The organism is Propionibacterium acidifaciens (assembly GCF_003798325.1).
GTDB classification, from domain to species: domain Bacteria; phylum Actinomycetota; class Actinomycetes; order Propionibacteriales; family Propionibacteriaceae; genus Propionibacterium; species Propionibacterium acidifaciens.
Window position 1 is genome coordinate 1,694,258 of record NZ_CP033719.1, and the last position, 11,555, is coordinate 1,705,812.

Below are 11,555 nucleotides of genomic sequence, written 5' to 3' on the forward strand. Positions count from 1 at the left end.
GAGCGAGCCCGTCCCGGGTCCGGATGACCCCTCGAGGTCGGTGGGGGGCCGTCCCGCCGTCCGGGCGTCCTCCTCTCCTGACCGTCACGGGTTCCGCGTCTTCGGGGGCCGGCGTTTTACCGGCCCCCGAAGACGTGCCCGGACCCCGTCGCTAGCCTGAATGACGAGGACCTGTCCCTCGCCCTCTCCCGAGCCGTCGACGTCCCGGGGACGCACCATCGAGGAGTCGTCATGCTTGATGGAAGGCCGACCCCCGGCATCGGCGGGGACCAGTACCTGCCCTACGAGCGGCGCACCGGGAACGAATCCATCGTCTGCTTCACGCGGGAGCTGTCGGCCGCCGGCCTCCGCGAGGCCTGTTCCCGAGTGGCCGGGGACATCACCGGCAAGGTCCGCACCGGCGAGGGGCACGGGCCGAACATCATCCCGCCGGCATGGGTGCGGGAACCCCTCGCCGACGACCTGCCCGGCGCCACCATCGTCGAGACGAACACCTGCTACGAGGGCAGCCGTGGCACCGCCGAGCAGCACCGCAGGGCGCTGAAGGTCAACGGCTGGGACGTCGCCCCGGTCGACATCCTCGGCGAGCGGGGCACCGCCCTGCTGCCCGTGACCGGAGGCGCGTGGTTCCGCGAGATGTCGGTGGGCGCCGACCTGCTCAACTACGACTCGCTGCTCGCCCTGACCCACTTCAAGGGGCGCACCCTGGGCGGTTCCGGCGGGGCCAACGAGAACGTCGGCATCGGATGCGCCGACGGGCGCATCGGCAAGGCGTGGATCCACACGCCGGTCGGCACGGACGACCACGGGGCATCGGCGAGGAGGAGTCCATGGAGCGCATGACCGAGTCCTCGAAGGCGGTCCTCGACCGTTTCGGGCGGCACGCCGCCTTCGTCAACGTCATGCGGAGCATGTCGGTCTCGTGCGACTGCGAGGGCGTGGGCGCCCAGCCCGTCGTCACCCCGGACATCGGCATCCTCGCCTCGACCGACATGCTCGCCGTCGACCAGGCCTGCATCGACCTCGTCCACGCCATGGCCGAGGACGACCGCCACGACCTCGCCGAGCGCATCGAGTCCCGGCACGGCCTGCGCCAGCTCAGCCGTCTCGAGGAGCCGGGGCATGGGCAACGGCCGGTACGTGCTCCTCGACATGGACCACGACGACGCCCGCATCCGCGCGACCGACGCCGTCGCGGGGCCCGCCCGCTCGGGGGCTGACGCGCCGGGCGCCGGAGGACCAGCGATCCGGTCGCTGACCGGCTGCGAGCGGGCTCGCCCGCCTCACGGCGTCAGAGCGCCGTCGAGCTGATGGAAGTAGTTGTACCCGGCCCATGAGGCACGATCGCCGATCACGTAGAGCCGACGTTGCGCGCGGCTGGCGGCGACGTTGACCAGGTTGACGGTGGATGACGCCCACGCCTTGGCGCCGGGGCGCTTCGGGTCCCCGCCGAGGACCAGGACGACGACGGGCGCCTCGCGTCCCTGAGCGGTGTGGATCGTGCCGGCCCGCAGCCCGTGATATCGAGAGGTCAGCGCCGCCAGGCGGTCCGCAACATCCCGGAAGGGTGCGATGGCGATGACATCGGAGGCCTCGACACCGTGCTCGATGAGACGGTCGAGAATCTTCTCGAGGCGAACGACCTGGTTCTCCTGGAGGTGGCTCCCCGGAGTGGGTGCCGGCTCATCCACCCAGCAGCTCCGGGCGATCCTGGGTCCGTCGGGCGCGTCGAACGGATCCGGATGGTCCGGGTCGTCGAGTGCGCGGTGCACGCCGTTGATCATGATGCCGTCGTAGGCGATCTCGTTGCACAGGGTGAACATGGGTTCGTCGCATCGACGGTGCACCCTCAGCGGAGCACTGATCCACACGGACCCCTCCCCCTGTCGCAGTCGTGTGCCGTACGGGGAGACCCTGTCGGCGAGGGTCTGGACGGAGGCCAGGGGCGGGATCCATGTCGAGGAGATCCCGTGGGCCGCGGCGATGTCGTGCTGCGCCTTCTGCGGGATCGTCACCACGGGTCGGAGCTGGAGCGGATCGCCGACGACGACGACTCGTCGGGCCCGCCAGATCGCGCCGACGGCGTACTGCGGCGATGCCTGCCCGGCCTCGTCGATGAGGAGCCAGCCGAGAGCCTCCGGTCCGATCCCACCGAGCATTCGCCCGCATGAGGCGAAGGTCGTGGAGACCAGCGGTACGACGAGGAAGAAGAGCTGCCATGCGGCCCGCACCTTCTCGGGCTCCAGGTTCTTCGGGGCCCCGCCCGCGACGACCTCGCATGCCGCGCGGAGCCCGTCGAGCATGGTGCGGGCGGTGTTGGCGAAGAAGTCCTGGTGAAGCTGGAGTGCGGCGAGGAACAACTCCGAGCGGGCTGTGTCGAGTTCTGCGTCGAGCCAGGGGGCGTGGAGCTCGCGCTGCTCGGCGGATTGTTCCGCATCGGGATGGGCCGGGCCGTATCGGCGCTTGTCCTCCGCGCATTCGGTGCGGAGCCTCGACAATCTGTCCCGTGTCCGGGACAGCTCCCCCTCCAAGGAGCCGAGGCCGGCGGCGAGTTCCGCGGCCCCGTCGCGCAGCCGCGAACCCTGCGCCGCCAGACTCCGGCCCCGTCGTTCGGCGTCGCTCAGTTCCTCGAGGAGGGGATCGAGGGAGGCCCTCCAGGCACGAGTGGCGCGGCCAAGACTGAAGATGGTCTCCAGCACGCCGGGTCTGGTGGCCATGTGGCGGTCGTACTGAGCGGCGATCTGCGTCAGGCGCTCCTGCGCCTGCTCCTCGAGCACCCGGTGATCGCTCACGTTCTGCTCGGCGGCCCGCAGCTCGATGCGGGCCCGCTGAACCGTGTCCACCAGTGCGTGCTCGCTGCTCCTCGCCTCCTGCAGGTCGACGAGATGCCGGTGGGCCCGGCGCCGGGCGTCGATCAGGGTCGTCACCCGCTTCTCCGCCAGCATGAAATCCTTGAGGGCCTGGCTCCATCCCTTGTGGGGGACGACCCCGTCGCGCCACTGCGTGAGCCTGGACTGCATGCGCGGGATCTCGGCGCCGTCGGCGGGGGACTCCCCGCCGCCCCACGTCCCCTTGTCGAACCAGAAGGATGAGCGGAACTCGCTCCTGTTGCGCTTCTTCCCCAGTCTGGCCGCGATCATCCCCCACGCCCGCTGGTCCCCGGTCCTGCCGTCGTCCGCCGTCCCCCGCCCCGCTGTCTCCCGAAGCACCGCCGAGGCGATGTCCCCGAAGTAGTCCGCCCGCGCCCACCAGTGCCGGTCGATGGCGTCCTGCGCCGGTATCTCGACGGTCACGTTCTCGACCGCCGCGTTGTTGGCCGATGCGACGATCATCTCGAACCCGGTCAGTTCCGGTCGGAGCCGTGGGACCCTGCGCGGATACCCGGACCCGGTCTTCCAGCAGTACGGGGCGCCGACGAATGCATCCATGGGGTTCGGCAGCGATGCCAGGCGCCTGGCCCGTTCGACCACGTTACCGGCGAGGATGTCCCGCAGCATCGTGGTCTTCCCCGTCCCGGGCGGGCCGTTCACCCCCATGAGCCCGCGCGAGGGGGAGAGGTCGTTCAGCGCATGGTTGACGGCGAACTGCTGGCTCAGCGCCAGCCCGTGGTCCGGGTTGGAGGGCCATCGTCCCAGGGGGAGCCGGTCGAGCGACACGCCGTCATCGACGACTGCGGGATTCGCCCGGACGTCGATCCGGCGCCTCGTGTCCAGCCGGTGATCGCCGGTGAGGTACGAGGCCAGCGCGCTGCCGGTACGGATCTCAGAGGCGTGATCGCGGACGGCTGTCAGGTCGTCCAGGTAGAAACTGTTGAGGAAGTCGATGTCCGGGGCCTCTTCCACGCGGTGCCGGGGTACGACGATGGACTGGACGACGACCTCGTCGGTGGACAGATCGGCGATGCCGCTGATGCCCGCGGCCCGCTGCGCGATCCGGAGCAGGTCGCGGATCGATCCCGTGTCGTGGGCGGGCGCCTCGCGGCCCTGTCCGAAGCGCTCGTCCTCGTACTTCGCCACGGCCTCGGCGAAGGCCACCTGGGCCTGTGGGAAACCGTCTGCCCACGAGGGGCTCCAAGGGCCGGGGTCCTTGATGCGGGCGACCGCCCACAGTGCCGAGGACAGCACCGACGAGTCCGGGACGGACCGTCCGTCCTCGTCGACCAGCAGCCCTGCGCACGCACTGCGCCCACCGCCCCGCTCGTCGTACGCGTCCTTGTCCGCGCCGAACATCCGGTGCAACCACTCATAGGTGGCCTCCAGATCGTAGACGCCCAGGTACACCGTGTGCTGCCAGACCCGTGCCATGCCGTTGCGCGGCTTGGGCGGCGGCAGTCTCTTCCAGGGAGGGGGATCCCCGGGCGCCCATCTGATGACTCGGCGGTCGTCCGGGTGCGCGGGGCGACCCGTCAGCGCCGGGACCCGCTGCGGGTTGAACAACTCCACCATCCACCAGAACCGCAGGAGCCGGTACTGCTCGTCATCGATCCGAGAAAACCCCATGCCGACCATTCTGAGCGCTGCCGGACGAGCAGGCCCCCGTTCGGGGAGCGCCGTACTGCTCGCCCCGGAGAAGACCCGGGGCGCCTCGGGGAGGACCCGAGGCCCCTCCGCAGGCGCTCGGTCGGGGAGGTCAACAGCCGGCCAAGGCGAAGCCGGCCTCGTCGCCGGCGGCCTCTAGGGCTAGGCGCGTGATGTGCCGCTGCTCCTCCTGGCCACCGCTCACACAGCCACCCGAAGCCGGGGGAACCGTCCCTCCCACAAGACGCGCACGTGCGGGTCCATGTTCAGGATCGGCCACGTCTCGATGAGCCGATCCCGGTTCATCAAGCGGCCCTGCTCGTCAGCAGTCCCCTCGGCGAGCAGCGCCTGGTAGGCCATACGACGCCAGCCCAGGTTTGACACGTCCACACCGAGCCGATCAGTCTGCCAGCGCACAGAGTGAGGCAGGTCGATGGGCCCGTCACAGGGCCCGCGCAGCTCGTTGAGCGACGCGGGCACGTCATAGGGCTTGACGTCGCGGAACCGCACGCGAGTCGCTGTCACCTCAGCCATGGTCTGCCTCTCTTTCATCTCACCACCAGTCTACCGGCTCAGCCGAAAACGGTCTATGGCCGTCATGGAGCAGGATCGTTTCTGGTTTCGCGGGGTGGGAGGTGCTCGAAGTCGTAGTCGAATGTTCGGCTGGCGATGTATGAGGCGAATGTTTCGAAGGTTTCTTCGGGGGTCTCGCGCTGGATGGTGGCGATGTTGTTCTTGGCCGCGTTCCGGACGTGCTCGGCGGGGTTGTGGTCGGGCGCGTACGGCGGCAGGAAAACAGGGGTGATGCGCTCCAGCAGCCGGCCGGGCTCGTGGAGGCCGGTCAACGCTTTCGCATGGTGGAAGCGGGCGTTGTCCGGGACGACCGCGGTCTTGCCGGCCTCGGTTTCTTGTTGGAGCGGGTCCGGTGCGAGGGTCGTCTGCCAGGTGTTCTGGTTCTGCTCGGTCGGGTACGGCGTGACTGTTCTGCTGGTCGGGGAGGGCGTCGGGGAAGGACTGGGACGTCTTCTGCCGGTCCACGGACGGTCTGGTGCGTTGTCCTTTCGGGGGCTGCATGCGGCGGGTCCAGGCCTCGTGCTCGGGGCGGGCCTCAGTCTTGCGGTGTGGGCCTTCCGGCCCTGATCCAACAGGGCCTTGACCTGGGTCGTCGCCCAGGCCATGCGTCGGGTGACGGCTTTCTCGTCGCGGTGCTCGTCGAACGGGTCCGGGCGGCTCGAGACTCGGCCCGCACAAGCGCGGGAGCAGCCGGTACGAGGAGTCCGACCGGTGTTCGGCGTCGGACAGGGTCTTCACGACGTCACGTATCGTTGGGACGTCCCAGAACTCGGCGTGGACACCCGCCTGGGAGGGCGGCCGGGCCAGGACGGTCTCGAGTTCTTCCTTCTGTGCGCGGGCGGGTTCCGCCGCGTCCTGGTTCCCCGCATGCCCGGCCGGGACCCGGCGCATCCTGGTGGCCCGCCACTCGGCCGGCCACTCCTGCACGGTCCTCTCGGCCCGCTCAACCATCCCAGCGATGACGCCCACGTCGACGCCACGGGAGGCGTGCAGGACCGCCTCGGTCTTCATCCGAACCAGCACATGATTGTCGGAACGCTTCTTCCACCTGACCAGGACGGCGGTTTCTTCCAGGGTGACCCCGACCTGCATGCCCCGATCATGTCCGAAACAGCACAGGAAACCCACGAAAAATACGGTTTCGTTTCATGTCAGCCGTAAACCTGCTGTCGCATGTCGACCGCGCGACCGGGGAGTCCGTGCGGCGTTACGAGCACGACCATCCCGGGGTAATGCTGCACGTCGACGTGAAGAAGCTCGGCGAACTGGAGTGTTTGGTGTTTTTCGGGCGGTGGGTGGAAGTGATCGAGGTGGGGTTGGGTCGTGTCGGTGCCGGGATGCGGTGCGGGGTTTGGGGGGCGGGTCGTTCTCGGGATCGTCCCGGGGGTCCGGGCCGGTGGCCGGGGTGGCCGGATCGTACGGTCTTGTGGTGCGGGCGGTCGGGGGCCGGGTCGCAGGATGGCGGGGGGAGTACCCCGGTCTCGGCGCTGATGCCGTGACCGCGGAGGAGCGCGCCGAGATCAAACGTCTGAGGGCGGAGTTCCGGGGGGCCCGCGTGGGGGACGGGTTCCTGGAGGGAGCGGTGGTCTTCTTCGCCCGGGGGTCCGGGTGGGCGTGGGACGCCGCCGCATCCGCCGCGGAGGAGGCGACCGCCTCGTCCGGTCCGTGTGCCGGTGGGTGGAGGTATCCGGGTCCGGCTGCTGCGCCCGGCGGAGCCGTCCCGGGTCCTCGACGGCCCGGCGGGGGAGGACCCGGCGGCCGTCATCGTCGGGTTCTTCGACGAGTCTCTGAACGGGCCCACCGGTTGCCGCCGGGTCCGCGCGGGGCCGGCCCGGAGCGGCGTCGAGGCCTCTCGCTCGGCGTGGTCCGCGGGATCGTGGTGGCGGCGGGTCCGGTTGCCCGTCGGCCTCGGGGACGGGCCGGGACGGATCGTGCCGGCGCCGGATCTTCCGGGCCGGCCGGGCCGGCTGGCCGGGGCGTCGTCGCCGCCGCGCCCGGGATGAGACGGGTGGGCGGCATCGCGCATGGTCCGGCCCGGCGGGGATCCGCCCACCCGGCGGTCGTCGTGGATTGTTTCCCGGGGGAGGGGTCGTCGGGGGCGCGATCGCCGGTCGCATGCGCGCCGGGCTCGTCGCCGGGGCCTCGGCCGTGGCCGTGCCGGGCCCGTCCACCGATCCGTGGTGTCGGGGTCCTCCACTCGGATCGGGGGGCTCGATGCACGTCGGCCGGATGCACGGGGTTCATGGCCGGCCGCGGGGTTCTCCCGTCCGTCGGGCGGGCCGGCAGCTGCTGTGGCACTGCCGCCGCCGAGTCGTTCACCGCGGTCTCGGGGAAGGAACTCGTGAACCGTGGGGTCCGCTCGGCCCGGGACCATGCGATCCGGGACGTGACAGCCCGGACCGGGTCACGATGCGATCGCAAGCGTCTCCACTCGGCGATCGACCACCGGACCCCCGACCAAGTCGACACTGAATGGAGACAACAACACAAGGCAGCAGCCCGAGACCAACCATCAACCACTGCCTGAAAAACCCATATCACTCCACTTCTCGTTGGAGGACCCGGCGTCACTGCAGCCGTGCTCGCATGAATCAGCGCTCGGCCGGGTCCTCGTGGAGGCCCCCGGCACCGCGTCAGCGGTGCTAGAGCTTGGTGACCTGGCCGTTGAGGCCTTCGTAGAGGTCGAAGTTGCGCTCGCCCACCAACGTGATGAGGTCGTCGAACATCTGGTCGAAGGAAACCTCGTTCTCCAGGTCGTTGACCTCGAACACGCGAACCGTCGGTTGGAAGATGTTGAGGTCGACGAGCACGACGTAGAACTTCTCGTACTGCTCATCGCGGCCTGCAGGATCCTGACGTCCCGTGAACAGCCGGAACCGGGGCCCTACGTTGAGGAACGTCGAGCGGCGTCGTTGGGTGCCGTCGTGCTCGGCCCCGACGTCCAGCATGAGGAACCCGCCCAGGACGGCGTATGGGAACCGGCGATGCAGGGTGACTGCCTCGTTCAGCATGTCGGCGCGACGGTTGGTGAGGTTCTTCTGATAGTTCCCAGACTTGCCGTCCCTGAACAGGATCGTCTTTACGCTGACGGCCAGGATCAGGCCGGACTCCTCGGTCGCCCAAGTGACGTCGACCTTCTTGGCGCCGATGCCCCCGGCGAGTCGCCGCTCGGCTCCACTGGTGCCGACGACGCCCGGGCCAGAGGGTCGCGCCTCCGCCATGCCACGTTGACGCAGTTCCTCAGCAAGGGCCAAGGCGACCGCGTTGGACACCTTCTCGTTGTAGTTCTTCTTGTTCGCCTGCGTGTCGGTGTCGAGGGGCTTCTGACCGCAGCCCTTGATCGCAGCCTCCATGGCGTTCTCAATCCTGGACGGCATGCCCGCGCGCCTCCCGTCGTCCGGCGAGCTCGTCGCGGGTCTGCCGTACAGCTCGCACCGTCGGTCGGGGGATGCCCATTGTTTCGACGAGCAGCGCATCGTCCACCATCTTGACCGCTTCGGACAGCTTCCCGCTGCGCAACTTGCCTCCGACCTGGGGCTGGATGGCGACGAGCTTCTCGCGGGCTTGGTCCAGGGCATTGGGGCTGGGCACGAGCCAGCGCGCGGCTTCGCCGGGCTCCATCTTGAGCACACCGCCGCCGTAGGCACGGCCCGCAAGCTCGGCGCTCAGCATAGTGAAGGAGTTGAGGGCTCCCAGGGGCAACAGCTCACGCCCGAGCTTGGTGTGCTCGGGGCGCAAGTAGACGCCGTGAATGCTGTTGAGGTGGTAAGCCTTCGCGGTGTTGGTCACCAGGCGCACGGTGTCGGCGTTCATGTAGGTGAGGAACAGGTCAGCCGGTGGCAGGAGTGGCACCTGCCACCACAGGCGGCGTGCGCGGCTCTTGTAGGTCTGGTCGACGCCGTCGGCGATGCCGCTAGCCAAGTAGGTGATGGCGGCCTCGGACAGGAGGCCCTCTGCGGGATAGAACAGGCGCGTTCGTCGGCCCCTCTTGCCCAGCTCGCGCAGTGCTGCGGTGGACAGCTCCAGTCCGCGCAGGTGTGAGGAGCCGGGCGGCGAAAGGGGCAAAGTCTCACGGGCACTAAGACCCACCTCGGCCACGGTCGCTGGGCTCATGGCGAAGTAGTTGTTGCGGCCGGTGACGATGCCGAGCTTGGTGTCGCCCCACTTGCTGAGCGCTTGGAGCTGGTCAGCACTCACGGCGTCGAGCAGTGCAGCCGTGACCTGGGCGTCGATGGTGGCCCCCAGCCACTTCTGTGCTGGGTCAGCGGGCGTCCACGAGATAGCCGGCGGCATGGTCTGGAGACCGGTCGCGTTGCGTACCTGCCGCACCTGGGCGCTGGTCGCAGACCCTTCCTGGTAGCCGGAGGCCAGCAAAAGCACCGCCTCCGTCTCGGCCTCAGCGAACACGCGCTCCTCGAACAGCACCAGCTCGATCGAGGTGAACTGCTCGAACAGGAACCGGCGGACAGCGCCTGCATAGTTCGCCGTAAGCAGCTCAGCAGGGAGCACGAAGCCCAAGCGGCCGCCCGGGCGCAGGTGGAGGGTCGATGCCACCGTGAAGGCTGCCCATGCCGAGGCGAGGCCGGACAGCGCTACGCCCCCGCGCAGGGCAGCTGCCCTCGCGCGGACGCGCTGATTGCCAGTGAAGTCCTGGAACCGGATGTAGGGCGGGTTTCCGACGACGGCGTCGAAGATGGGCTCCACAGGACGCTCGAAGAAGTCGCCGACTGTGATGTCTGCCTGGCCACCGGCTGCGGCGATGCGGCGACGACCTTCTTCGGCGCTCCACGCGTGAAGCTCGGAGCCGTGAACCGTCGGACTGTCGGCACCAAGAGCGATGAGCCGGTCAACAGCATGCACCAAGAACTCGGCGTCGCCGGTCGAGGGTTCGAGGACCTTGTCCTGGGGCGTCTCGACGGCCCAGTCGACGATGTAGGACGCGATGGTCGACGGCGTGAAGAAAGCACCGCGTGCCTTGCGAAGGCCCTGGGTGTCCCAGGGGTCCCGGTTGGGTGCGTTCACAGCCATCACAGCTCCTTGTCCTCAGGAACAAGGCTATCCGGCACCAATGACAATTCTGGGCAGGAGGCCGCGCGCGGCAGGATGGCTGGACCGGGCATCACCGAAGTCGACCTCGACCGATTCCGGGTCGAAACCTCTGCGCCCCCGAGGCTGCGGGTAGAGCATGACAGTGGCCAGCGTGTGATGACCTGTCGACGCAGGTCGAGGGACCCCTCACGGAACGCCTGCGCCGGATCATCCGTGCCCAGCACAGGGGCGAGGCGACCAAAGTGGCCGACCGTCAGCCACTCGGCCTCCAGCTCGGCGATGCGCTCCTCTGCAGCGTCGCGCACCCGCTTCAGGTCGCGCCCCTCGATCACCTCGGCGTCGTAGTCGCGCTGCGCCCGCAGGATGCGCGCCCGCTGCTCGCTGATAGCCGCGCTGATGCCCCTGATGGCCGGACTGTCCCCGGGCTGGGCCTGCCTCTGCAACGCATCTGGCTGGGACAGTCGCTCGGCGATTAGCTCGGTGACGTACTCGTCGATGGCCGCCCCGGAGCGCACGATGTGGCCGGCGCACCGATAGCCCCGGGGGCCACCGGTCACCTTCTTGCCGCAAACTGATCCGTCGACGTCGACCACGACGCCGCAGAGGTAGAGCCCCGAACCCAGGTGCTTGCGCTGGGTCGAGCCGCTGGTGTTGGTCACGCGCTCGCTGTCGTCCAGCACCTCTTGGGCACGCCACCACGTCTCGTCGTCGACGATGGCCTCCCACTGCCCACGGACCGGCTCCCCCGCGTCATCACGCACGATCTGGGCACGCCAGGAGCGCCGTCGACCACCGTCGGCCTGGTACTTCTTCGGCGTGTAGGTGCTCATCCCTGCGTATCGCGGATTCCTCAGGATGCCGAGCACGGTCGACGGCGACCACGGGCCATCGGGGGCGATGGGGCGTGGTTCCAGCCCCTGCTCCTCGCGTGCTCGTGCCCGCTCGGTCGAGACGTCGTGGCTGTGCTTCGGTCTGGGCATGATTCCCGGGATGTGCTGCGTACCGCTGAGGCCGCGCGCCAGCGAGCGCAGCGACTCCGGGGACTCAGTTCGCGTGAACAGCTTGTATGGCTGACATGACAATGCCGCCGCTGAGTCATTCAACGCGGTCTTGAGGGAAGAACTCGTGAACCGTGGGGTCCACTCGACCCGGGACCATGCGATCCGGGACGTGACAGCCCGGACCGGGTCACGATGCGATCGCAAGCGTCTCCACTCGGCGATCGACCACCGGACCCCCGACCAAGCCGACACCGAATGGAGACAACAACACAAGACAGCAGCCTGAAACCAACCATCAACCACTGCCTGAAAAACCCATATCACTCCACCTCGTGCGTGGGGTGGAGCATAGGGGACTCGAACCCCTGACCTACGGCTTGCAAAGCCGTCGCTCTACCAGCTGAGCTAATGCCCC

General features: G+C 68.9%; 7 protein-coding genes, 1 tRNA gene and 3 pseudogenes. 4 read left to right on the forward strand and 7 right to left on the reverse strand.

The window, feature by feature from the left end:
* The first annotated feature begins 231 nt into the window (after positions 1-231).
* Positions 232-1,220 (forward strand): annotated as a pseudogene (locus EGX94_RS07075) (DUF362 domain-containing protein).
* 63 nt (positions 1,221-1,283) lie between these two features.
* Here the strand turns inward: EGX94_RS07075 and EGX94_RS07080 are convergent.
* The 3 genes from EGX94_RS07080 to EGX94_RS07090 form a co-directional block, all read right to left on the reverse strand.
* Positions 1,284-4,499 (reverse strand): DEAD/DEAH box helicase, encoded by a 3,216-nt coding sequence (locus tag EGX94_RS07080; RefSeq protein WP_028707147.1) that lies wholly within the window; start codon positions 4,497-4,499, stop codon positions 1,284-1,286.
* 219 nt (positions 4,500-4,718) lie between these two features.
* A complete protein-coding gene (locus EGX94_RS07085) occupies positions 4,719-5,051 on the reverse strand; it encodes a hypothetical protein (protein ID WP_028707148.1) in 333 nt (110 codons plus the stop codon).
* Positions 5,052-5,113: 62 nt separating this feature from the next.
* Positions 5,114-5,695: a transposase gene (locus EGX94_RS07090; protein WP_081707263.1), complete on the reverse strand. Its 582-nt coding sequence runs from the start codon at positions 5,693-5,695 to the stop codon at positions 5,114-5,116.
* 106 nt (positions 5,696-5,801) lie between these two features.
* Here EGX94_RS07090 and EGX94_RS13415 point away from each other — a divergent pair, with 106 nt between their 5' ends.
* A complete protein-coding gene (locus tag EGX94_RS13415; RefSeq protein ID WP_155948303.1) occupies positions 5,802-6,251 on the forward strand; it encodes a hypothetical protein in 450 nt (149 codons plus the stop codon).
* Positions 6,248-6,358, forward strand: a pseudogene (locus tag EGX94_RS07100) (IS481 family transposase); the annotation flags it as partial. The gene EGX94_RS13415 and the pseudogene EGX94_RS07100, both read left to right, overlap by 4 nt.
* 1,374 nt (positions 6,359-7,732) lie before the next feature.
* Here the strand turns inward: EGX94_RS07100 and EGX94_RS07105 are convergent.
* From EGX94_RS07105 to EGX94_RS07115, 3 genes are read right to left on the reverse strand one after another with little or no spacing between them, the layout of a single operon-like run.
* Positions 7,733-8,467 (reverse strand): hypothetical protein, encoded by a 735-nt coding sequence (locus EGX94_RS07105; protein ID WP_021798423.1) that lies wholly within the window; start codon positions 8,465-8,467, stop codon positions 7,733-7,735.
* Positions 8,451-10,118 carry an N-6 DNA methylase gene (locus EGX94_RS07110; RefSeq protein WP_021798424.1) on the reverse strand — a complete coding sequence of 556 codons (1,668 nt, stop codon included), beginning with the start codon at positions 10,116-10,118 and terminating at the stop codon, positions 8,451-8,453. The genes EGX94_RS07105 and EGX94_RS07110 overlap by 17 nt, the downstream gene beginning before the upstream one ends.
* Entirely contained in the window at positions 10,118-11,119 is a 1,002-nt protein-coding gene (locus EGX94_RS07115; RefSeq protein ID WP_021798421.1) for a recombinase family protein, read from the reverse strand. The genes EGX94_RS07110 and EGX94_RS07115 overlap by 1 nt, the downstream gene beginning before the upstream one ends.
* A 109-nt stretch (positions 11,120-11,228) precedes the next feature.
* Between EGX94_RS07115 and EGX94_RS14355 the strand changes: the two are divergent.
* A pseudogene (locus EGX94_RS14355) lies at positions 11,229-11,426 on the forward strand (hypothetical protein); the annotation flags it as partial.
* A 56-nt stretch (positions 11,427-11,482) separates the two neighbouring features.
* Here the strand turns inward: EGX94_RS14355 and EGX94_RS07120 are convergent.
* Positions 11,483-11,555, reverse strand: a tRNA-Ala gene (locus EGX94_RS07120).

Coding starts and splice junctions, on each gene's coding strand:
- EGX94_RS07080 (WP_028707147.1), bottom strand. CDS start 4,499: ATGGGGTTTTCTCGGATCGATGACGAGCAGTACCGGCTCCTGCGGTTC.
- EGX94_RS07085 (WP_028707148.1), bottom strand. CDS start 5,051: ATGGCTGAGGTGACAGCGACTCGCGTGCGGTTCCGCGACGTCAAGCCC.
- EGX94_RS07090 (WP_081707263.1), bottom strand. CDS start 5,695: ATGGCCTGGGCGACGACCCAGGTCAAGGCCCTGTTGGATCAGGGCCGG.
- EGX94_RS07105 (WP_021798423.1), bottom strand. CDS start 8,467: ATGCCGTCCAGGATTGAGAACGCCATGGAGGCTGCGATCAAGGGCTGC.
- EGX94_RS07110 (WP_021798424.1), bottom strand. CDS start 10,118: ATGGCTGTGAACGCACCCAACCGGGACCCCTGGGACACCCAGGGCCTT.
- EGX94_RS07115 (WP_021798421.1), bottom strand. CDS start 11,119: ATGCCCAGACCGAAGCACAGCCACGACGTCTCGACCGAGCGGGCACGA.